This window comes from Halomonas llamarensis (assembly GCF_023555005.1).
Classification (GTDB): Bacteria; Pseudomonadota; Gammaproteobacteria; order Pseudomonadales; family Halomonadaceae; genus Vreelandella; species Vreelandella llamarensis.
The window spans coordinates 82,456-103,153 of the sequence record NZ_JAMJPJ010000008.1 but is presented as its reverse complement, the minus strand read 5'-3'; the positions used below and the strand labels follow the sequence as shown (position 1 = coordinate 103,153).

22 protein-coding genes and 1 tRNA gene are annotated in these 20,698 nt (G+C 54.7%); 11 read left to right on the top strand and 12 right to left on the bottom strand.

Going from position 1 to position 20,698, the window contains the following annotated elements; genetic code table 11:
* The first annotated feature begins 267 nt into the window (after positions 1-267).
* The 4 genes from M8006_RS07510 (at position 268) to M8006_RS07495 (ending at position 2,430) form a co-directional block, all read left to right on the top strand.
* Complete coding sequence (locus M8006_RS07510) at positions 268-1,329, top strand: phospholipase A (RefSeq protein ID WP_250080834.1); 1,062 nt, start codon at positions 268-270, stop codon at positions 1,327-1,329.
* Between the two features lie 84 nt (positions 1,330-1,413).
* Positions 1,414-1,746, top strand: a complete 333-nt coding sequence (locus tag M8006_RS07505) for an ElaB/YgaM/YqjD family protein (protein ID WP_250080833.1) — start codon at positions 1,414-1,416, stop codon at positions 1,744-1,746.
* Positions 1,746-2,150, top strand: coding sequence for a phage holin family protein (locus M8006_RS07500; protein ID WP_250080832.1), 405 nt, complete (start codon positions 1,746-1,748; stop codon positions 2,148-2,150). The genes M8006_RS07505 and M8006_RS07500 overlap by 1 nt, the downstream gene beginning before the upstream one ends.
* Positions 2,125-2,430, top strand: a complete 306-nt coding sequence (locus tag M8006_RS07495) for a YqjK family protein (RefSeq protein WP_250080831.1) — start codon at positions 2,125-2,127, stop codon at positions 2,428-2,430. The genes M8006_RS07500 and M8006_RS07495 overlap by 26 nt, the downstream gene beginning before the upstream one ends.
* On the opposite strand, the gene M8006_RS07490 is transcribed toward M8006_RS07495, so the two are convergent.
* From M8006_RS07490 to M8006_RS07465, 6 genes are all read right to left on the bottom strand, one after another.
* Positions 2,427-3,611: a BaiN/RdsA family NAD(P)/FAD-dependent oxidoreductase gene (locus M8006_RS07490; protein ID WP_250080830.1), complete on the bottom strand. Its 1,185-nt coding sequence runs from the start codon at positions 3,609-3,611 to the stop codon at positions 2,427-2,429. The genes M8006_RS07495 and M8006_RS07490 overlap by 4 nt on opposite strands.
* 178 nt (positions 3,612-3,789) lie before the next feature.
* The gene (locus M8006_RS07485; protein WP_250080829.1) at positions 3,790-4,215 is read right to left on the bottom strand and encodes a DUF3617 domain-containing protein; all 426 of its coding nucleotides are present in this window, start codon (positions 4,213-4,215) and stop codon (positions 3,790-3,792) included.
* A 51-nt stretch (positions 4,216-4,266) separates the two neighbouring features.
* Positions 4,267-5,148, bottom strand: a complete 882-nt coding sequence (locus tag M8006_RS07480) for an ABC transporter permease subunit (RefSeq protein WP_250080828.1) — start codon at positions 5,146-5,148, stop codon at positions 4,267-4,269.
* Positions 5,145-6,053, bottom strand: a complete 909-nt coding sequence (locus tag M8006_RS07475) for an ABC transporter permease subunit (protein WP_250080827.1) — start codon at positions 6,051-6,053, stop codon at positions 5,145-5,147. Before M8006_RS07475 ends, M8006_RS07480 begins: the two co-directional genes overlap by 4 nt.
* 18 nt (positions 6,054-6,071) lie before the next feature.
* Positions 6,072-7,256: a polyamine ABC transporter ATP-binding protein gene (gene potA, locus M8006_RS07470; RefSeq protein WP_250080826.1), complete on the bottom strand. Its 1,185-nt coding sequence runs from the start codon at positions 7,254-7,256 to the stop codon at positions 6,072-6,074.
* Positions 7,257-7,348: 92 nt separating this feature from the next.
* Positions 7,349-8,452 carry a polyamine ABC transporter substrate-binding protein gene (locus tag M8006_RS07465; RefSeq protein ID WP_250080825.1) on the bottom strand — a complete coding sequence of 368 codons (1,104 nt, stop codon included), beginning with the start codon at positions 8,450-8,452 and terminating at the stop codon, positions 7,349-7,351.
* Between the two features lie 283 nt (positions 8,453-8,735).
* On the opposite strand from M8006_RS07465, the gene ahpC reads away from it, so the two are divergent.
* Together ahpC and ahpF are read left to right on the top strand one after the other, a co-directional pair.
* Positions 8,736-9,299, top strand: coding sequence for an alkyl hydroperoxide reductase subunit C (gene ahpC, locus M8006_RS07460; RefSeq protein WP_250080824.1), 564 nt, complete (start codon positions 8,736-8,738; stop codon positions 9,297-9,299).
* Between the two features lie 157 nt (positions 9,300-9,456).
* A complete protein-coding gene (gene ahpF, locus M8006_RS07455) occupies positions 9,457-11,013 on the top strand; it encodes an alkyl hydroperoxide reductase subunit F (protein ID WP_250080823.1) in 1,557 nt (518 codons plus the stop codon).
* 87 nt (positions 11,014-11,100) lie between these two features.
* Here the strand turns inward: ahpF and M8006_RS07450 are convergent, their stop codons facing one another.
* A complete protein-coding gene (locus tag M8006_RS07450; RefSeq protein ID WP_250080822.1) occupies positions 11,101-11,643 on the bottom strand; it encodes a bactofilin family protein in 543 nt (180 codons plus the stop codon).
* Between the two features lie 209 nt (positions 11,644-11,852).
* Between M8006_RS07450 and M8006_RS07445 the strand changes: the two genes are divergently transcribed.
* The gene (locus M8006_RS07445) at positions 11,853-12,467 is read left to right on the top strand and encodes a bactofilin family protein (protein WP_250080821.1); all 615 of its coding nucleotides are present in this window, start codon (positions 11,853-11,855) and stop codon (positions 12,465-12,467) included.
* Position 12,468: 1 nt separating this feature from the next.
* On the opposite strand, the gene M8006_RS07440 is transcribed toward M8006_RS07445, so the two are convergent.
* The 5 genes from M8006_RS07440 to hemA are packed head-to-tail and all read right to left on the bottom strand — an operon-like array spanning position 12,469 to position 17,011.
* On the bottom strand, positions 12,469-13,218 hold the full coding sequence (locus M8006_RS07440; RefSeq protein WP_250080820.1) for a HesA/MoeB/ThiF family protein: 750 nt from the start codon (positions 13,216-13,218) through the stop codon (positions 12,469-12,471).
* Between the two features lie 13 nt (positions 13,219-13,231).
* A complete protein-coding gene (locus tag M8006_RS07435; RefSeq protein WP_250080819.1) occupies positions 13,232-13,735 on the bottom strand; it encodes an Lrp/AsnC ligand binding domain-containing protein in 504 nt (167 codons plus the stop codon).
* Between the two features lie 20 nt (positions 13,736-13,755).
* On the bottom strand, positions 13,756-14,613 hold the full coding sequence (gene prmC, locus M8006_RS07430; RefSeq protein ID WP_250080818.1) for a peptide chain release factor N(5)-glutamine methyltransferase: 858 nt from the start codon (positions 14,611-14,613) through the stop codon (positions 13,756-13,758).
* A complete protein-coding gene (gene prfA / locus M8006_RS07425) occupies positions 14,610-15,701 on the bottom strand; it encodes a peptide chain release factor 1 (RefSeq protein WP_250080817.1) in 1,092 nt (363 codons plus the stop codon). Before prfA ends, prmC begins: the two co-directional genes overlap by 4 nt.
* Entirely contained in the window at positions 15,698-17,011 is a 1,314-nt protein-coding gene (gene hemA / locus M8006_RS07420; RefSeq protein ID WP_250080816.1) for a glutamyl-tRNA reductase, read from the bottom strand. The genes prfA and hemA overlap by 4 nt, the downstream gene beginning before the upstream one ends.
* A gap of 170 nt (positions 17,012-17,181) precedes the next feature.
* On the opposite strand from hemA, the gene M8006_RS07415 reads away from it, so the two are divergent.
* From M8006_RS07415 to M8006_RS07400, 4 genes are all read left to right on the top strand, one after another.
* Complete coding sequence (locus M8006_RS07415; RefSeq protein ID WP_250080815.1) at positions 17,182-18,963, top strand: tetratricopeptide repeat protein; 1,782 nt, start codon at positions 17,182-17,184, stop codon at positions 18,961-18,963.
* Between the two features lie 64 nt (positions 18,964-19,027).
* Positions 19,028-19,681 carry a lipoprotein insertase outer membrane protein LolB gene (lolB, locus tag M8006_RS07410; RefSeq protein ID WP_250080814.1) on the top strand — a complete coding sequence of 218 codons (654 nt, stop codon included), beginning with the start codon at positions 19,028-19,030 and terminating at the stop codon, positions 19,679-19,681.
* 10 nt (positions 19,682-19,691) lie between these two features.
* Positions 19,692-20,543: a 4-(cytidine 5'-diphospho)-2-C-methyl-D-erythritol kinase gene (gene ispE / locus M8006_RS07405; RefSeq protein WP_250080813.1), complete on the top strand. Its 852-nt coding sequence runs from the start codon at positions 19,692-19,694 to the stop codon at positions 20,541-20,543.
* A 32-nt stretch (positions 20,544-20,575) separates the two neighbouring features.
* Positions 20,576-20,650, top strand: a tRNA-Gln gene (locus M8006_RS07400).
* Positions 20,651-20,698 lie beyond the last annotated feature (48 nt).

Sequence of the window (20,698 nt, the reverse complement as noted above, 5' to 3'; positions counted from 1 at the left end):
TGAGGCTGGACATCTGCTGCAAGACCGTATTGACTATTTCCATGAAAGCCTGTGCTCGGGTGGTGATGTTGTCAGAGACCCCATTATCTGAGCATCAGGCTTTCTTTAAAACTGTCCGAACCATTGTATGAAAGCGCTTATGAGAAGCGCTTGGGCATATTGTCAGTGCTTGTTAGGCTTAGGGCAATTAAGAACAGTTGACATCCCTCAGGAGCGTGATAGAAACAAGGGTGGCATTTATCCTTTCATTTAAAATGAGTCAATAAGATGGTTACCCGGTACCGATGGTTAGCGACGCTTCTTTCTCTAACACTCGTGGTTGCGGTCGACGCCACTGCGCAAGAGCCTACCCGTGAGGCCGAGGCGATTGAAGCACGCATCCAAGCGCTCAACAGTGAGTTAAGCGCCCTAAATGCCGAGCTTGACGCCTTAGAAAAGCGTCAAGAAGATAGCACTCGCCGCGCATTTTTCGAACGAGCGGATATGCAAACACCCTCTGAGGCTCAAGCGACCGCCATTGAAAATATCAACGAGCGGCGTGAGCTCGAACAAGCCTCAAACCGCAACCCTTTTTCAATTACCACGCATCGCACCAATTATTTGCTGCCCCTTAGCTATAACGCCAACCCAAGCCGTGACAATTTTCGCTCTATCGGAACCGACGCGCCGCCTGACAATGCCGAATTAAAATTTCAGTTCAGTACCAAAGTGGGCATCGCAAGTGGATTATTTCTCGGCCAAGGTGATCTGTACTTTGGATACACCCAGCGTAGCTGGTGGCAGGCCTTTAACACCGATGCATCCTCACCGTTTCGCGAGACGAATTATGAGCCGGAGCTTTTTATCGATTTCGATAATGCCTGGAATATTTTCGGTTGGGTCAATGCCCGTAACCGTATTGCCCTTAATCATCAGTCTAACGGGCGCTCTGATACCCTATCGCGAAGCTGGAATCGGATATATGCCGAAAGCATTTTTCAGCGCGGTGAGTGGGCGATCGTACTCTCTCCCCATTGGCGCATTCCCGAAGCAAAAAGCGAAGATGATAACCCCGACATTCACCACTATATGGGGTATGGCGACATTCGCCTGGCTAAACGCCTAAATCGCGATCACGAAATCATGGCGCAGTGGCGCGGCAACCCCAAATATGGCAATTACGGCACTCAAATTGATTACAGCTGGCCCACGTTTAATAATCTGCGTGCGCATGTGCAATACTATTATGGCTACGGCGAGAGCCTGATTGATTATGACCACCGAGTGCACCGATTAAGCATAGGTTTTAGCCTTAACCCGCTGTTTACCCCCACTGGCTTAAACCGCTAGTGATCTCCCCTTTCTTGTCTCCTTCGCTGTGACTGCTATGCTGACAGTGAAATCCATATACATTTATCGTCAAAGGAAGACCTCATGGCTAAACGTCCTTCTCATTATTCCGAACAGTCTGAACAGCTCAAAGAAGACTTGCGTCAACTCAGCGACACCGTTGAGGAGTTGGTTAACGCCACGGCAAAAGACGCAAGCTCTGAAATGAACGACTTGCGATCGCGTGCTGAACGCCGACTAAAAGACACCCGCTCACGCCTAGAAGCTCGGGGTGAAAAAATCTATGCCGAAACTCGCGATTCGCTCACACAACAAGCTGATTGCTGTGACCGCTATGTGCATGACAACCCGTGGACCAGTATCGGCATCGGTGCGGCGGCTGGTGTTGTCGTAGGATTGTTACTTGGGCGTAAATAATGGCGCTAGGGCCTAGCCAGCGCGTCTTTTCCGCCGCTAAACGCTTGCTCCAAACGCTGCTCGCTAATGGCGAAACGCGGCTGCGTTTAGCGGTGTTGGAGCTAGAAGAAGAGCGCGCCCGATTACTCACCTTGGTTCTGCTCGCTGGCGCAAGCCTATTGTTGCTGCTGTTAGGCGTAGCAACATTAACGGCCTTGGTAATTATTCTTTTTTGGGACAGTTACCGAATTGCCGCCATTAGCATCAGTGCCGGTGTGTTGATTTTCACTAGCTTACTGCTGGGTATTATCGCTATTCGCCAAGCGAAACGGCATACACTGCTTAAAGAGACGCTGAACCAATTTTCCACGGATCGAGCGCTAATGGAGCTAGACGACGATGCCGAGCCCGATGAAAAACACTGATACCAAGGTTTTGTCGCGCGCTGAGCGCAGACGTGAGCTGTTAAGCCGCTTGGAGCAGCAGCGCATTGATATGATGGTGGAAAGCTTGCGCCTGCAACGTGCAGGCGCCCCGCTAGACGCCACTTGTCAAAGCATCGCCCGATATAAAACCCCGCTCACCTTGTTGGGCGGCATCGTGGCGTGGAAGCTTTTGCGTCAACCAAACCGGCTACTTTATGTAGGCAAACGCGCACTCACTGGGTATGTCGCGTTGAAAAAACTCCGTCGGCTAACGGATTAACACGCCTGCCCGCATGCCACACCGCTGGCCCATGCCCATTGAAAGTTGAACCCGCCAAGTTCACCGGTGACATCGAGCACTTCACCGATAAAACGAAGCTGGGGTAAATCTTTCACGCTGAAGTCTTTTGAGGAAATCGCCGCGGTATCCACGCCGCCAAGCGTAACTTCTGCGGTGCGCCATCCTTCTGTGCCTGAAGGCTTGAGTTCCCAAGCGTTAAGCCGGGTCGCCCAGGCGTCAAGCTCAGCATTGCTGTACTGCGCCAACGGCCGACCTTCCTGCGTATCGACGTACCAGCTCATTAGCGCCTGAACCAACCGTTTGGGAAAACGCTCCCCCAACCACGTTGAAAGCTGGCGTTTAGGTGTGGTTTCGCGAGCGTATCGTAATGCCTCGCCAGCGTCTTCACCTGGCAAAATATCGAGGGTCAAGGCATCGCCCGGCTGCCAAACGCTAGAAATCTGCAACATCGCCGGGCCCGAAATGCCGCGATGGGTGAAGAGCATGGGGTCAAGAAACGACTTGTCGCGGCAACTCACCGATACTTCCACGCTAACGCCGGCAAGTTCGGCAAAGCGCGATTTCCACGGCTCGCTCAGAGTAAACGGCACCAGCGCCGGTCGCGTGGGCAACACCTCAAGCCCAAATTGGCGGGCAATATCATAGCCAAACCCCGTCGCTCCCATGGTTGGTATCGAAAGCCCGCCGCTAGCTACTACCACCACGCCAGCATCGATGCATCCGCTGGAGGTCGTGAGGCGCATCCCCTCGCCATTACGCTCGACACGATCAATCCGTGTTTTTAGCTGCACGTCAACGCCCGCCCAGTCACACTCGGTGAGCAACACATGCACAATATCTTTTGCTGAGGTGGCACAAAACAACTGCCCAGGTGCTTTTTCAACGTAATCAACGCCGTGACGTTCGACAAGTTCCACAAAGTGCTCAGGGCGGTAACGCTTAAGCGCTGAGATACTGAAATAAGGATTTTCCGAGTAAAAATGCTGTGGTGTCGTCGCGAGATTGGTAAAGTTACAGCGGCCACCGCCGGACATCAGGATTTTTTTACCCGCTTTATTCGCATGGTCGAGCAATAGTACGCGGCGCCCGGCATAGCTAGCTTGTGCCGCGCACATAAGGCCGGCGGCACCCGCGCCGATGACTACCACATCAAACGTCATGTTGGGCATCCCTGTAATAAAGCGCCTAGGGTACCAGCTGCAGGGTGAATCGCCAGCGTAACGGGCTATCTTGCGTTCTATGTACTTGCGTCAAAAACCATAGGGCTTATGTACAATTAATCATCGACTAAGCAGACATTAAGACGTCACCGCTACCCACTGAGAGACTCATGGAGCATTAGCAGTCGCCTACGCGTTCGCCTTCAATATGGGTGTTCATGGTCATTTCGCCCATCGGTGACTGGGTGAAAATTTCTACATCGCCTTCGACACGCTCACCCATAAAGCGCATTTCGCCTTCAATATTCGCCTCACCGCCGTCGGCGCGGCATACCATGCTGTAAGAGAGGCCATCAGCACTGATGTCTTGGTTGAGAAGCTCGCAGCCTTCTTCTTCTTCGATAAAACCAAAATCAGCGCTATCCAGCTCTTCTTGGGTAATGCACTGGCGATCCGTATCCGTTTGATCCGGAATCTGCATATCCGCCTCAATGCTCGTTACGCTGACAAATTCCCAATCACCTGGCGTCAAATTGGGTGTTTCGGCCTGGGCGGCCAGCGGCAGAACAAAAACAGCTGCAATGGCTAACGGGCGTAAAATCATCGTCATTCTCACTATTGGCTATGGGTGGACGACATTATCCTAACCGATTCGCTACTCAGATACCTGGTTAGCCCTTGCTCTTCTTAACTGGGCTGTATCTTGCGCATCCGCTTCGAGTGTTACGCGGCGCTTATTCTCATTGTGGCGCATCAAATACCACGCGACAAACGTGGCCAGTGACACGGTGAGTATGATGAGTGTGGCTAACGCATTGATTTTTGGCGAAACGCCCATGCGCACCGATGAGAACACCACCATCGGCAAAGTGTTAGCCCCAGGCCCAGAAACAAAACTTGCGATCACAAGATCATCCAGCGAGAGCGTAAACGCTAACAACCAACCCGCCGCCAGCGCCGAGAAGATCACCGGAAGCGTGACAGAAAAAAACGTTTTCATCGGTGGCGAGCCCAAATCCATCGCCGCCTCTTCAATCGAGCGGTCCACCTCGCGCAGCCGCGCGGCAACCACCACTGCCACGTAGGCGCTACAAAAGGTGGTGTGGGCGATCCAGATCGTCGTCATACCTCGGTCTGTCGGCCAGCCGATTAGCTGCGCCATCTGCACGAAAAGCAGCAAAAGCGACAACCCCGTTATCACCTCCGGCATTACCAAGGGCGCGGTCACCATGCTTGAGAGCGCCGTCTTGCCACGAAAGTGACCAAAGCGCGTCATCACAAAGGCCGCAACCGTGCCCAAGCACACCGCCATGCTGGCGGAGAAGAACGCAACGCGAAGACTCGTCCACACCGCTGAGAGAATTTGTTCGTCTTCAAACAACGCGCCATACCACTTAGGCGAAAATCCCGCCCAAACGGTGACAAGCTCGGAGACGTTAAACGAATACACCACCAACACCACCATGGGCAGATAGAGAAACAAAAGCCCTAGCACCAGCATCACGGTGGAAAAGTTAACGCGGTGGCTGGCGATCATGCCTTCATCTCCTTCGACTGGTAACGGTGAAACCACACAATCGGGATCAGCAAAAGTAGTAGCATCACCATTGCCAACGCCGATGCCACGGGCCAGTCGCGGTTTTGGAAAAATTCATCCCATAACACCTTCCCAATCATCAGCGTATCCGGCCCACCCAAGAGCTCAGGGATCACAAACTCCCCTACCGCGGGAATAAACACCAGCATCGAGCCAGCGATAATCCCGCCCGTCGACAGTGGCAACGTGACTTTCATAAAGGTATTAAAACGCCGCGAGCCAAGATCTGACGCCGCTTCCAGCAGCGAGTTATCCAGCCGCGCCAAGTGCGCGTAAAGCGGCAACACCATAAACGGCAGGTAGGCATACACGATGCCGATGATCACTGCAAACGGGGTATTCATCATGCGCAGCGGTGTGTCGATAACCCCCATCCACAGCAATAAATTATTGATCAAACCGCTATTCCCCAGAATGCCCATCCAGGCGTAAATGCGGATCAAAAACGAGGTCCACGACGGCAGCATTACCAACAGCATCAGCACCAGCTGCCAGCGTTTAGGCGCGCGCGCCATGGCATATGCCATTGGGTAGCCAAGCAATAGACACGCAAGCGTTGCCGTCACCGCAATTTTGATGGACCCCCAGTACGCCGCCACGTAGTACGAATCACTCAACAAAAAGAGATAATTACTTACGTTAAGCAAAACATGCAGCGTTTGGTTGGCGTACTCCACTAGCGGGCCGTAGGGCGGCACGTTAATCGCCGCCTCGGATAAACTGATTTTGAGCACCAGCACAAACGGCAGCAGAAAGAACAGCGAAAGCCACACCAGCGGTAACGCAATAATCGCTCGGCGGCCTAATCGCAAGCGCTTGGCCCATGCCGTCACTTGACGTTGCATTATGCCTACTCCCCTTGCCTAGCGATTAAGCACAATAGCGCTGTGATCTTCCCAGTACACATAAACCGCATCCTCCCATGTCGGCCGGTCGCCTCGGCGTTCAGTATTGGCCATCCGGACTTTGATCAACTGCCCACGAGAGGTACGAATGTAATAAAGCGAGAAACCACCTAAATAGGCAATGTCCTCGACCTCGCCTTGCTCCCAATTACACATACCCTGTGGCTGCTCACGCGTTAGCCAAACCTTCTCAGGGCGAATTGCCGCCCATACACAGCGCTCATCGGCTTGGGTGGTAACGCCATGATCGATATAAATCGGCCGCGCCAACATAGGCGACTCAATCCGGCAATGGCTCGCCGCATCTTCGGTAACCTCGCCTTCAAACAAGTTCACTGTGCCGACGAACTCCGCCACCATACGGCTCACGGGGCTTTCGTAGACATCCACCGGCGAGCCAACTTGCTCGATCCAGCCATCGGCCATAATTGCCACGCGATCGGCCATGGTCATGGCTTCTTCCTGATCATGGGTCACCATGATGCAGGTCACGCCTACCTGCTCGATGATCTCCACAACTTCTAATTGCATCTCGGTGCGCAGCTTTTTATCCAGCGCGCCCATCGGCTCATCGAGAAGCAAAAGCGTGGGCCGCTTTGCCAGCGAACGCGCCAGTGCCACCCGTTGGCGCTGACCACCAGAGAGATGATGTGGCTTGCGGTTGGCAAAGCGCTGCATGTGCACCAGCTTGAGCATATGCGCCACGCGTGCCTCAATCTCGTCCTTTGCCAAACGATCCTGTTTCAACCCAAAGGCGATATTTTGCGCCACGCTTAAGTGGGGAAACAGCGCATAAGATTGAAACATCATATTGATGGGACGCTTATGCGGCGGCATCTGGGTAATGTTGATGCCATCTAACACAATGCGCCCTTCGCTGGGCGTCTCAAAGCCAGCCAGCATACGCAGGAGCGTCGACTTTCCCGACCCCGACCCGCCTAGCAAGGCAAATATCTCGCCGCGTTTGACCTGAAGATTGACGTCATCTACCGCAACGGCCTCATCAAAACGCTTAGTCAGACGCCTCACTTCCAGTACGATATCTTCGCCAAAACGCGGCGTCTTCCCTGGCGCCCTGTCGGCAGTAGGAGCAGAAGCACGAGAAGATGCGGAGGGTTCGGGCGGCAGCGATTTTGAAACCATTCGCACTCCCATCGGTAGGCTCGCAAAAGCGAAAAGACAAAAGACAAACAGCGGGCCGTTAAAGGCCCGCTGATATTGGCATCCAAAAAAACTTAGCGCCCAGATTTCACCCGGTTCCAAATGCGTGTCCGGATACGCTGTACGCCTTGCGGCTTCTCGTCCACGACGTACAGGTTCTCCATTACCGCATCGGTTGGGTAGATAGCGCGATCATTTAAGATCTCATCAGGCAAGTACTTGTCCGCCGCTGCGTTAGGGTTGGCATAGTTCACGTATTCGGTGATATCAGCAGCGGTTTCAGGATCAAGAATAAAGTTGATAAAAGCGTGGGCGTTTTCTGGGTTGGGCGCATCCGCTGGCACCGCCATCATATCAAACCAAAGCTCAGCACCTTCCTTGGGAATAGTATACGCCACGGTGAAATCGCGCCCCGCGTCTTCAGCACGGTCCGCCGCCTGAAACACATCACCTGAGTAACCGGCCGCCACGCAAATATCACCATTAGCCAAATCAGCCACATAGCGCGATGAGTGGAAGTAGGTCATGTCATCACGTACCGAGGCGAGCAAATCTCCCGCCGCTTGAAGGCCTTCGGTATCATCACTGTGCGGGTCTAAACCAAGGTAAGCCAGCGCAGGCGTCATCATTTCAGCGGCGGAATCCAACATGGAAAGACCGCAGCCGGCTTCATTTAGCTTCGCGGTGATTTCCGGGTCAAACAGTAGCGCCCAGCTATCCACTGGCGCATCATCGCCTAAAATTTCCTTCACACGATCAGCGTTATAGCCTATTCCGTTGGTGCCCCACATATACGGCACGGAGTAACGGTTGCCTTCGTCAACCACGTCTAAATTTTCCAGCAGGACGTTATCCAAGTTATCCAGGTTGGGCAGCAAGTCATGATCTAATTCTTGGTAAACACCGGCTTTAATTTGACGCGTCAAATAGTAGGTGGAGGGCACCACGACGTCATACCCGGAGCGACCGGAAAGCAGGGCAGCATCAAGCACTTCATTGCTATCAAACACGTCATAAACCACATCGATGCCGGTACGCTCGGTGAACGTATCTAGCGTCTCGGGGGCGATATAATCCGACCAGTTATACACCCGCACTTCTTCTGCGTGAGCCGTTGCCGCCGCTGTGGCCAATGAGACGGCCACAACGGCCGCGGAAAGTTTGTGCATATTCCCCATCAAAACACCTCTTGGTTGACTGTTTTCGCATCTCGCCATGTCGGTTAAATTTTGCGGCGCGGGGTCAACTATCGCAAGTTAAAGCGGATAAAATGTTGTATTTCGCTCGGCTTATCCCCACCTGCAGTAAGTAACAGCGCATAAAATGCCGCTTGCGTTGTTTAACATAGCCATACCCTATCGTTTACATGGCTATTATTAATTTTATTAGCGTAGTATCTACGACTAAGATATTAGTACATTTTAAGCCATCACGTATTTCAATCATCAGGAGATCATCTTAATGTCCCTTATCAACACCGAAGTTAAGCCGTTTAAAGCCACTGCCTTCCACAACGGCGAATTTGTTGATGTCACTAGCGATAATCTAAAAGGTCAGTGGTCAATCTTTTTCTTCTATCCGGCCGACTTTACCTTTGTTTGCCCGACTGAACTCGGCGATTTAGCCGACAATTACGAAGCGTTCAAGAAGATGGGCGTTGAAATTTACAGCGTTTCTACCGATACACATTTCACCCACAAAGCATGGCACGACAACTCCGAAACCATCGGTAAGCTACAATTCCCGATGATTGCAGACCCAACGCTGACGATTTCGCGCAACTTTGAAGTGCTGGTTGAGGAAGATGGCTTGGCCGAGCGCGGCACTTTCGTTATCGACCCCGATGGCAAAGTTCAAATTGTCGAAATCAATGCTGGCAACATCGGCCGTAACGCCGAAGAACTGCTGCGCAAAGTAAAAGCCGCGCAGTACGTTCGCGCCAATCCGAACGAAGTATGCCCGGCTAAGTGGGAAGAAGGCGAAGCGACGCTCGCACCGTCTCTCGACCTGGTAGGTAAAATCTAAACTCGCCTCACCGTACGACAAAGCCCCGTCTCAATTGTTGAGACGCCTAGCTGGCTTTGCAAAACACCCGGGGCTTCCCGGGTGTGCTCTTTAGAATTCGTGTTTTACCCCACGTTTATCTTATTTGTTCTTTGCCATTTGCGAGGAAAGCACTGTCATGCTGGACGCTAATCTAAAAAATCAGTTGAACGCTTATCTGGAAAAAGTGACTCAACCGTTCGAGATCGTTGCGTCCCTCGATGACGGTGAAAAATCACGTGAGCTATTGGGCCTCTTAAACGACATTAACGGCCTTTCCGATAAGATTTCGCTATCAACCGACGGCCAAGACACGCGTACGCCGTCGTTTGCAATCAACCGCCACGGTGAAGAGACCGGCGTGGTGTTTGCTGGCATTCCCATGGGGCACGAGTTCACCTCGCTAGTGTTAGCTCTGCTGCAGGTAGGCGGTCATCCACCGAAAGTTTCCGACGAGGCGCTTGAGCAGATCAAAACCCTCGATAGCGAGATGCAGTTTGAAACCTACTACTCGCTGTCGTGCCAGAACTGCCCTGACGTGGTACAGGCGCTTAACTTGCTGGCGATTTTCAACCCGAAGATTCGCCACACAGCAATTGATGGCGCGCTATTCCAAGACGAAGTGGAAAGCCGCGAGGTCATGTCGGTACCGAGCATCTTTTTAAACGGTAAGCCGTTTGACCAAGGCCGCATGACGTTGGAGCAAATTCTGGCCAAAGTTGACACAGGTGCCGCCGAGCGCGATGCCAAAGCGATGAGCGAAAAAGCCGCCTTCGACACCCTTATTATTGGTGGCGGACCAGCTGGCGCGGCGGCGGCGATTTACTCGTCGCGCAAAGGCATCAACACCGGTGTTGCCGCTGAGCGCTTTGGCGGCCAAGTCTCGGATACCATGGGTATCGAGAACTTTATTTCGGTACCGAAAACTGAAGGCCCGAAACTGGTTGCCGCGATGGAAGAGCACGTTAAAGACTACGACGTCGATGTCATGAACCTGCAGCGCGCGGTAACGTTTACCCCTGCGGAGCACGAAGGCGGCCTACATCAGATCACCTTCGAATCGGGTGCCACACTCAAAAGCAAGACGCTGGTCCTGGCCACCGGCGCCCGCTGGCGAGAAATGAACGTGCCCGGTGAGCAAGCGTATCGTAACAAGGGCGTGGCGTACTGCCCTCACTGCGACGGCCCGCTGTTCAAAGGTAAGCACGTGGCCGTTATCGGCGGCGGTAACTCCGGTGTGGAAGCGGCCATTGACTTGGCGGGTATCGTCGGCCACGTCACGCTGATTGAGTTCATGGGCGAAATGCGCGCCGATGCCGTGCTGCAGAAAAAGCTTAACACCCTGCCGAACGTCGACATCATCCTCAACGCTCAGACGACCGAGGTCACCGGCGACGGTAGCCGCGTTAACGGCCTAAACTACAAAGACCGCACTAACGACGAAATCAAATACGTTGCGCTAGACGGTATTTTTGTGCAGATCGGCCTCGTGCCCAATACCGAGTGGCTCAAAGGTTCGCAGGTAGAAATGTCTCCGCGCGGCGAGATCATCACAGATGGTCATGGTATGACGTCAGTGCCTGGCGTGTTTGCCGCCGGCGACGTCACCACGGTGCCCTACAAGCAGATCGTTATCGCCATGGGTGAAGGTGCTAAAGCCTCGCTCGGCGCTTTCGATTTCCTCATCCGTCACTAGCGACTTGGCCCTGAATGTTTCCCCTAGACGTTGCTTTTAACGTCAGCCCGCTCATTGAGCGGGCTTTTTTTGGAAAGTACGGCGGGTTCACTCTTGGCTAGGTAGAACGCTACCGTTGACGTTCGCGCCTTCATGACATGTAAAACTGTTGGTTGAAATTGCCCCTCGCACCTTGGCGCCCGACATCAATGTTACTCGCTGACTGGCGTTGATATCGCCTTCTAAATGGCCATCGATAAAGATATGAGCGCTCTCCAAACTGGCATTGACCACGCTGCTTGAAGAAAGCTGAATAAACTGATTTCTCGCAATGACAGCGCCTACCACACGCCCTTTGATCGACACACCCTCGTTGGCGATGATCTTGCCTCGAATTTGCGTGGCAACGCCTAAATGACTGCCATCCCGATGGCTCCCAAACGCCGAGCAGACATCATGGGCAAGACGGTTAAACGTATCATCAGGTGAAAAAGCCGCGTTGGACGCCAATTCATCATCATTCTCGGCATTAAGAGACATTGGTGTGTCAGCACTCGCCATCTGATTCCTTTTCTTTTTGCGTTTACCGTCAAATATAATCATCGTCATTACCGTAACGCCGATAACGATAAGCCATGATTCAATCGCCATGAGATGCAATGACTCCCAGCCTTTAAATGCCCAATGTCTGTTATAGCCGTCAAGTCGATAGGCTAACGCCAAGAATACGCGTGAAGTAGCCGTACATTTTTAGGCTTTGATCTAGCGGTACGCAGCGTAAATTAAAATACGAATACACTTGCGCAACGACAAAGGTATCCATTTCGTCGGCGCCTGTCTCCAAACCAACAGGATTCCCCATGTTCAGTAAAACCAAGTCCCCTGAAGCCAAATCCCCTAAGACCCAGTCCCCTGAGACGAAGCAAAACACGGCCTACAACAACACGGAAACCTCCCCCCTCAAGCCGACTAAAAGCCTGCCTAGCGCTTCGCGTCAAAGCGCATCCGTGATTGGTAGCAACACTCAGGTTCATGGTGATATCAACAGCGACGAAGACCTCACCATCGAAGGTCAGGTCATCGGTATCGTCACCTGTAAGCAACACACCGTCACACTCGGTAGCGATGGCAACCTACACGGAGATGCTTACGCGCATACTCTGCGTGTGTCGGGAAAAGTCGAAGGGAATTTGGTCGCGCTGCATAAAGCTATCGTTCATGAAGGCGCGGATGTCTCCGGCACCATTACAACTCCCTGCCTAGTGCTGGAAGACGGCAGCATTTTCCAAGGCAATATTGATATGAATCCCAATAACGACATATTCACCAACATTTTCACATCGCAGCAGCAAAAAAACACGACCACTAAGACGTCAGGCGATCAGACGCACACAGACGTTGCAAACGAAAAAGAAGACACTGCCCGCGTTACCGATGCTGAAAGCAACCCAACCAACGCGAGTGGGGCAAACTAAGTTAGCAAGAGCATACCGGGCAGGCGGGGTCACGGGGGACTTGAAAGTGGCGCCATTGGCCACTGAAACCGTCAAAAGTGGAAAGCCCTGTATGAACTCGGCCGGCGCCGCTTAACAACTTGAAGGCTTCCACGGCTTGGAAGCTTCCTATCAAACCGACCAGCGGCGCCATTACCCCACTTTCAGCACAAGAGAGCGCTTCATCGCCGCTCTCATCGGGCGGATACAAGCAAGCATAGCAAGGGCACTTTGGGTCACGTGGGTCAAACACCGCGAGCTGGCCGGAAAAACGGATAGCCGCGCCAGAAACCAGCGGCACCCTCGCCGCTTGGCAGGCCGCGTTAATCGCATAGCGGCTAGAAAAGCGATCGGTGCAATCGAGCACCACATCCGCCCTTTCCACCAGCGTCGTGAGCGCTTCGCCACCGACGTGCCCACTGATAGCAACGGCTTCGCACTCAGGGTTTAACGCCTTGGCACTTTGGCACGCCGAGTCGGCTTTGTTGCGCCCCAAGTCTGCCTGCTGATGAGCAATTTGGCGCTGCAGATTGGATATTTCGACCTCATCGGCATCGGCAATCGTAAGGTAGCCAACGCCAGCAGCTGCAAGATAAAGCGCTACCGGAGAACCGAGCCCGCCAGCGCCTACCACGAGCGCATGGGCGTTGAGCAACCGCTCTTGCCCATCAATTTCAACCTCGGGCAGCATAAGTTGGCGGCTATAGCGCAGCAGCGCTTGGTCATCCATCATCACTTACACACCCTCACGCTTTCTCTTCAAGTTCGCCGATATCTGGCACATACAGGCTAAAGCTCTCTTTTACTTCTTCCATCACGACGTAACTTTTCGACTCTTTCACCCCGGGTAGGGTCAACACAACATCGCCGAGCAACTGCCGGTAGGCAGACATCTCCGGAATCCGGCATTTTAAAATATAATCAAACTGGCCGGAGACTAAATGGCACTCCTGAATCTGAGGCAGTGCCTCCACGGCGCGGCGAAACTCATCAAACACCGACGGAGACTGGGTTTCCAGGCTAATTTCGACGAATACTAACAAATTCGCCTTAAGCGCCCGTGGGTCAAGAATAGCTTGATAGCCACGTATAATACCGGTGCGCTCTAACCGCTTCACGCGCTCTAAACACGGTGTAGTGGAAAGCCCCACTTCAGCGGCCAAATCAACGTAAGAAATACGGGCGTTTTCCTGCAGGCAGCGCAGAATTTTTAGGTCAATGCGGTCCAGCGTTCTGTTTTTGGCTTTCATAGCGGGATCCATTACGGTCATTAAATCGGCTTATTAAAACACCCAAGCGTAACGCGTTCGTGCCCGGCCAAGTCACGCAGGCTTTCAACGTTGTTATAACCGGCTTGACTGAGCGCAGCGCGAACGCCACCGGCTTGCGTGTGGCCATGCTCTAACATCAGCCAGCCGGATACGGCTAAAAACGATCGTGCATAGGTCACTACGTGAAGCAAATCGGCCATGCCTTCGCTTTCGGCCACTAGCGCTGAGCGTGGCTCAAAGCGCACATCGCCCTGCTTTAAATGCGGGTCATCGGCGGCGATGTAGGGCGGGTTACTAACGATGATATCAAAGACGGGCGTGCTTACCTGTGAGACAAACGCACTAAACCAATCACTCTCTTCAAAATATACATTAGTAATACTGAGGGCTTGAGCATTGCGCTTCGCAAGCGCGACAGCCGCAGGCCGAACATCCACGCCCTGTACCTGCCAATGGGGCCGTTCAAAAGCAAAGGCGAGCGCAATGGCACCGGTGCCAGTGCCGAGATCAAGCAGTGTGCCACCTGGGGTGCTGGCACGCGCGAGCGCCGCTTCGACGAGAGCCTCGGTGTCGGGACGGGGAATGAGCGTATCCGGTGACGTCTTCAGCGCCAACCCCCAAAACTCACGCGCGCCAACCAAGTAGGCGACCGGCTGGCCTTGCGCGCGAGCGGCGACAAGGGCGGCAAAGCGCGCGCGCTGCCAGCGCTCACCATCGCGGTCACCCCAGGTATAAAGCCAGGTGCGGTCGCGCCCAATCACGTGGCAAAGCAGCACTTCGGCATCAAGGCGTGGCGTCGTGGAACCCGCTTGGGTTAGCCGGGTCGTTGCCTCAGCAAGGAGCGCATCTAACGTCATTCGCCGCCCTGTAGCGCCGAAAGCTGCTCCGCTTGGTATTCGTGGATCAGCGGGTCAATCACATCATCAAGCTGTTCGCCGCTGACCACCTCGTTGAGCTTATAGAGTGTCAGATTAATGCGGTGGTCAGTAATCCGCCCTTGCGGATAGTTGTAGGTGCGAATGCGCTCGCTACGATCACCCGAGCCCACGAGCGAGCGCCGAGCATCCGCTTGCGACTGACGCTGGGCATCCTCAGCGCTTTGCTTAAGCTTTGCCGCTAACAGCGACATCGCTTTGGCGCGGTTTTTGTGTTGGCTGCGTTCTTCTTGGCACTCAACCACTACGCCGCTGGGCAAGTGAGTGATGCGGATGGCGGAATCGGTGGTGTTGACGTGCTGCCCGCCCGCACCGCTAGAACGGAAGGTATCCACACGCAGATCTGAAGGATTGATATCGACATCCCCCACATCGTCGACTTCGGGCATAACCGCCACGGTGCACGCCGAGGTGTGAATACGGCCTTGGGATTCCGTCGCCGGTACGCGCTGCACGCGATGCGCGCCGGATTCAAACTTTAGCCGCGCGTAAACGCTGTCACCTTTTACCCGCGAGATAATTTCTTTATAGCCGCCCATTTCACCGTGATTAGCGCTGATCACTTCCACGCGCCAGCCGTGCTTTTCGGCATAGCGTGAATACATGCGAAAAAGGTCGCCCGCAAACAGCGCCGCCTCATCGCCACCGGTGCCGGCGCGCACTTCTAAGAACACGCTGCGGCCGTCATCGGGGTCTTTCGGCACCAATAGGCGCTTGAGTTCGATCTCTAACGCGTCGAGTTTTTCGCGTCCGTCTTCAAGTTCCATTTCCGCCAGCTCGCGCATCTCAGCGTCACTGTCGCGCACCAGCTGTTCGGCCCCCTGCATGTCGTTTTCAATGCCACGATAGCGCTGCCAGGCTGCCACGAGTTCGTCTAATTCGGCGTATTCGCGCGAGTAGTCACGAAAACGTTTCTGATCGGTGATCACGTCAGGCTCCGCTAGCAGCAGCGCAAGCTCTTCAAAACGTTCGACAAAACTATCTAGGCGTTGGCGCAGCGTCTCTTTCATGCGGGCGTATTATCCTTATGGCAGCGCGGGGTCGCAGGTGAATGGGTTTCAAAGGCAGGTTTGGGGGGCATCAGTAAGCGCGGCACCGCATCAAGCAGCGCGTGCTCTTCTTTTGAGGACGCATCACGAATGGCTTGGGTTGGCTGGTGCATCAGCCGGTTGGTAAGCTGGTGAGCCAGGCGCTCCACCACGGCGGCGGGGTCTTCGCCGCGGGCTAGGCGCTCAAGTGCCTGCTCACGCGACAAATCCCGCAGCGCTTCGCCGTGACGACGGTACTCGCGAATCAGCTCACCTCCGTTACGGATGCGCCGCTCGTGCTGCCAATGGCTAACGCCGTGTTCAATCAACGATTCGGCTTGATCAGCGGCGACTTGGCGGTGGCGACGATTCTCTTCGATGACTTCTTGCAGATCATCAACGGTATAAAGGAAGACATCAGCAAGTTCACCGACTTCGGGTTCAATATCCCGGGGAACGGCAATATCCACCATGAACACCGGTCGGTGACGGCGTTTTTTCAGCGCGCGCTCCATCATCCCCTTCCCCACGATCGGCAGCGGTGAAGCGGTCGAGGAAATCACGATATCCGCCTCAACCAGCGCCTCGGGAATTTCCGTCAGGGTAATAGCCTCACCACCGAGGGCGACGGAGATACTTTCGGCCCGTGCGCGGGTACGGTTGGCAACCGTAAGTTTGCGAACGCCAGCCTCGTGTAAATGCCTCGCCACCAGCTCAATCGTTTCGCCAGCGCCAACCAACAACGCGTGCGCGCGACTGAAGTCATCGAAAATTCGGCTAGCCATGCTCACTGCCGCATACGCCACCGACACCGGATTTTTGCCAATACCGGTTTCGGTACGTACCTGTTTGGCGATGGCGAAAGTATGCTGAAAAAGCCGCTCAAGCTCACCCCCCAAACCGCGCCCCTGGCGTGCCTGCTGGTAGGCGTCTTTAAGCTGCCCAAGTATTTGCGGCTCACCCAACACCATCGAATCGAGCCCCACCGCCACGCGCATCAAATGGCGTGCCGCATCGTTATCGAGATAGTGGTAAGCGCAGCGGGCTAAGTCGTCCACACGCAGGTTGTGAAAACGCCCCAGCCAGTTAAGCACGATTTGCTCCCCTGCTGCGTCGGTGACGCAGTAGAGCTCCGTGCGGTTACAGGTCGACAGCACTGCGGCTTCGCTGATTTGTGGCAGGCTACATAATTCTTCCAGCGCGCACTCTAACTGCGCCGGTGTAAAAGCCACCTGCTCACGCACGGCTACCGTGGCGGTACGATGATTAATTCCCAGGGCAAGAAGCGTCATGCGTTATGCGTCTTCGCTCGTGTGTCAGTCTTAACGTATAGGTGTCGGCTTGCTCAGCAAGCTAATCGGTCCAATATTCTATCACAGCCCACCTTGATCTGACGCGTACCACTTTGCCATCTCCGAGCAAGCCGCTATGCTGAGCATCCGGCCACCGAATCGAGACACGCATGCCACTTCGCTTGAGAGCCTTGAATATCGCCCTACTACCGCTTGGGGCCGCGACAATTTTACTCAGCGGCTGCCAGCTGGCGCCTCCTTTTAGTGATAGCAGCGTTGACAGCGCGCATGTAAGCGACCCCATGAAATCGGCACCGCCTATTACCCGTGGGCTAGATGCAAAGGGGTTAAGCACGCTACTCACCGCGGAACTCGCTGGCCAGCGCGGCAATTACCAAGCCGCCGTGCAAGGCTACATAGATGCCTCTCAGCGCTACCCCAGCTCAGCGCTTGGCAAACGCGCCACGTTTGCCGCTCGCTTCAGCGAATCGCCCGAGCTACTGCAAGCAGCCGCCGAGCGCTGGCGCCAACTAGCCCCCGGCGATACCGCGCCTAACCGCCTGTTAGCCGCCATTACGCTACAGCAAGGGCGTTGGGCAGAAAGCCTCAAACAGCGCTTAGCGGTGACCCGTGCCGGTGACAACGGCGAATTGACCACCCTTGCAGAGCTTGCCGTGGCCGATAGCGCCCCACTTGAGCCGCTGCTCATCCGCCTGCGCGAGCACCTTGCCACCCCAAATGCTGAGGCCCTGCCCCATCACAGCGATGTCCTAATGGCCACCGCGCTTATCGAGGCAAGCCTCGGGGAAATACAGGCCGCCCGGCAACGTTTAGAAAAGGCGCAAGCGTTAAGCCCGGACGCCCTCCCCCTTTGGCTTGCCAAAGCGCGCTTGGCATTAGAGACCGCAGCGTACGCCGAGGCTCGCCAAGCGGCCAAACACGGGCTTGAACTGAACCCCGGCGATGTTCGCTTTATTTTGCTCCTCGCCCAAGCAGAAATCCGTCTTAACAATATCAGTGCCGCAGAGGGGCAAACCGATGCACTGCTTGCAAGCCATGGCGGCAGCCATGATTTGCGTCTTGCACTCGCTCAGCTGTATTTAGAAGAAGGGCACGGCGCCCCGGCAAGGCGCTTGCTTCAGCCGCTGATCGGCCAAGGCGACATCCCCAATTTGGCCTACTACCTGCTCGGTGCCATCGCCGAGGCTGAAGGCGAGGTGAATAACGCCCTTCTCTACTATCGCCAGGTAAGCGAGGGGGAAGAGTTCATCCCCGCCCGCGCTAACGCCGCCCGCATGCTTATTGCAGAAGACCGCCTGCTGGATGCCCGCGCCTTTTTGCGTATTGAGCGAATGCGCTTTGATCAGCAGTTTAATGTGCTACTCATGCTAGAAGTCCAAATGCTCGATGAGTTGGGTCGCACGGATGACGCCGATGCCCTACTTAATCGCGAGATTGAGCGCACACCGGACGATAATGCCCTTTTATACCAGCGGGCGATGCGCGCCTGGGGAGACGGCGACCTCGCGCAAATGGAAGCCAACATTAAGCAGATTTTGCAAAATGACCCCGGCGATGCCATGGCCCTCAACGCCCTGGGCTATACGCTTGCCGATGAAAACGCCTCCGGTCGTCTAGACGAAGCGCAGGAGATGATAGAGCGCGCGCATGAGCTCGACCCCGATAATCCGGCGATCATGGATAGCCTCGGCTGGGTGTATTATCGCCAAGGCGACCCAGAACGCGCCTTACCGTGGCTCGAGCGCGCCTACGCCCAAATGCCCGATCAAGAAGTGGCCGCCCACTTAGCCGAAGTATTGCACGCACTAGGGCGCGTGGAGGAAGCCCGGGCGATTCTGATGGAGGCGATGCGCTATACCCGCGAACACTCTGTTATTGACGCGTTGTTAAAACGTCACCCGGAACTTGCCCCGCACGGCTATCAGCCTTAGACCCTCTTTTCTTAGAGCTTTTTTCCTTAGACCCTATTTTCTTAGCCCCATTTAAGGAGTCATTATGTTTTTATCCACACGACGTTCACGGACAAGACTTCCATTGATACCTGGCTTTACATCACGCCTAAGCGCCGCAGCGCTCACTCTCTTGCTGCTCGCTGGCTGTGCGACACAAACTCCTACCGATGAAAGCGGGCGCCAGCTAGGCCAATGGGAAGCCCAGCAAAACGACGTCGAAGCGCTACAAACCTGGTCACTTGCTGGCAAAGCGGGCTTGCGCACGCCAGAAGAGACGACCAGCGCCAATCTTGACTGGAGCCAATACCCGCACTATTTCCGCATGTTGATCAGCGGCCCCTTTGGCGGTGGTCGCACCGTGCTTGAAGGCCGCGAAGGACGTTTCTCGCTCAGCAATAACGATGGCCGTTTTGAAGCAGAAACACCCGAGGCGCTGATGGAGGCGCAGATGGGCTGGTCACTGCCCATTCGCGCCCTGCCCGACTGGGTGCGCGGTTTACCCAATGACGAAAGTGCCTATCAGCTCGAAACAGACGAATTCGTTTTCCCACTACATCTAAAGCAAGATGGCTGGGAAATCGACTACCGCGATTGGGAGCAAGTCGACTCGCTTTGGTTACCGCGCCGCTTGGTGATGCAATACGGCGAGATGCGTATCACCTTAGTGGTTAACCGCTGGCAACCTGGCTCGGAGTAAGGGCGCCACCATGGCAAAAACGTTTCATCTCCCATCGCCAGCCAAGCTTAACCGCCTGCTGCATATTACCCGGCGCCGGGCAGACGGCTACCACGAGCTGCAAACGCTGTTTCAGCTTGTGGATACAGGCGACACCATCAGCTTCACTCCGCGTGATGACCGCCGCATCGTGCTCAACGAAGGCATCGACGACGTCGCTTATGAGGACAATCTCGTTGTGCGCGCCGCTCGCTTACTTCAGGCCACAACAGAAAATTCCCGTGGCGTTAATCTCTCGATAGAAAAGCGACTGCCCTTGGGCGGCGGGTTAGGCGGCGGCAGTTCCAACGCAGCAACGACGCTACTCGGGCTTAATCACTTGTGGCAACTTAACGCTGGCACTGACCAACTTTCTGCACTGGGTTTGCAACTCGGTGCGGATGTCCCGGTGTTTATCAAAGGCCACAGCGCCTGGGCGGAAGGCGTGGGAGAAAAGCTCACCAATGTAACGCTGGAAACGCCTTGGTTCGTGATTCTTCACCCCGGTGTGAGCGTCTCCACGGCGGCGGTCTTCCAAGATCCCGAATTGACACGCAACACCCCGCCCATTACCATGGCGCGCGCACTGCAGGGGGGAGCGCCGACATGGCGCAATGATTGCGAAGCAGTGGTCAAAAAGCGTTATCCGCCGGTTGCGGCAGCGCTTGATTGGCTGAACTGTTTTGCGCCCAGCCAACTGACGGGGACCGGCGCTTGTGTCTTTGCTGCGTTTGAAACGCATGAAGTGGCAAAGCAAATTGCACGCGACGCTTCTCAACACTGGCCAACATGGGTAGCGAAAGGCCTTAATCGCTCTCCTCTTCATGATGCTCTGGGTGGTTAAACGCCCCCAACTGTTAGATTTTTTGATATTACTGGGGTATAGCCAAGTGGTAAGGCACCGGTTTTTGGTATCGGCATTCCCAGGTTCGAGTCCTGGTACCCCAGCCAATCTAACGGCAAACCGCGTTTTCTCCCATGATCCCCAACACTGCAAAG

Coding starts and splice junctions, on each gene's coding strand:
- M8006_RS07500 (WP_250080832.1), top strand. CDS start 1,746: ATGGCGCTAGGGCCTAGCCAGCGCGTCTTTTCCGCCGCTAAACGCTTG.
- M8006_RS07485 (WP_250080829.1), bottom strand. CDS start 4,215: ATGATTTTACGCCCGTTAGCCATTGCAGCTGTTTTTGTTCTGCCGCTG.
- M8006_RS07440 (WP_250080820.1), bottom strand. CDS start 13,218: ATGATGGATGACCAAGCGCTGCTGCGCTATAGCCGCCAACTTATGCTG.
- M8006_RS07505 (WP_250080833.1), top strand. CDS start 1,414: ATGGCTAAACGTCCTTCTCATTATTCCGAACAGTCTGAACAGCTCAAA.
- ispE (WP_250080813.1), top strand. CDS start 19,692: ATGGCAAAAACGTTTCATCTCCCATCGCCAGCCAAGCTTAACCGCCTG.
- M8006_RS07450 (WP_250080822.1), bottom strand. CDS start 11,643: ATGGCGATTGAATCATGGCTTATCGTTATCGGCGTTACGGTAATGACG.
- M8006_RS07475 (WP_250080827.1), bottom strand. CDS start 6,053: ATGCAACGTCAAGTGACGGCATGGGCCAAGCGCTTGCGATTAGGCCGC.
- M8006_RS07435 (WP_250080819.1), bottom strand. CDS start 13,735: ATGAAAGCCAAAAACAGAACGCTGGACCGCATTGACCTAAAAATTCTG.
- M8006_RS07495 (WP_250080831.1), top strand. CDS start 2,125: ATGCCGAGCCCGATGAAAAACACTGATACCAAGGTTTTGTCGCGCGCT.
- M8006_RS07480 (WP_250080828.1), bottom strand. CDS start 5,148: ATGATCGCCAGCCACCGCGTTAACTTTTCCACCGTGATGCTGGTGCTA.
- M8006_RS07490 (WP_250080830.1), bottom strand. CDS start 3,611: ATGACGTTTGATGTGGTAGTCATCGGCGCGGGTGCCGCCGGCCTTATG.
- M8006_RS07445 (WP_250080821.1), top strand. CDS start 11,853: ATGTTCAGTAAAACCAAGTCCCCTGAAGCCAAATCCCCTAAGACCCAG.
- M8006_RS07510 (WP_250080834.1), top strand. CDS start 268: ATGGTTACCCGGTACCGATGGTTAGCGACGCTTCTTTCTCTAACACTC.
- M8006_RS07465 (WP_250080825.1), bottom strand. CDS start 8,452: ATGGGGAATATGCACAAACTTTCCGCGGCCGTTGTGGCCGTCTCATTG.
- lolB (WP_250080814.1), top strand. CDS start 19,028: ATGTTTTTATCCACACGACGTTCACGGACAAGACTTCCATTGATACCT.
- hemA (WP_250080816.1), bottom strand. CDS start 17,011: ATGACGCTTCTTGCCCTGGGAATTAATCATCGTACCGCCACGGTAGCC.
- potA (WP_250080826.1), bottom strand. CDS start 7,256: ATGGTTTCAAAATCGCTGCCGCCCGAACCCTCCGCATCTTCTCGTGCT.
- ahpC (WP_250080824.1), top strand. CDS start 8,736: ATGTCCCTTATCAACACCGAAGTTAAGCCGTTTAAAGCCACTGCCTTC.
- prmC (WP_250080818.1), bottom strand. CDS start 14,613: ATGACGTTAGATGCGCTCCTTGCTGAGGCAACGACCCGGCTAACCCAA.
- prfA (WP_250080817.1), bottom strand. CDS start 15,701: ATGAAAGAGACGCTGCGCCAACGCCTAGATAGTTTTGTCGAACGTTTT.
- M8006_RS07415 (WP_250080815.1), top strand. CDS start 17,182: ATGCCACTTCGCTTGAGAGCCTTGAATATCGCCCTACTACCGCTTGGG.
- ahpF (WP_250080823.1), top strand. CDS start 9,457: ATGCTGGACGCTAATCTAAAAAATCAGTTGAACGCTTATCTGGAAAAA.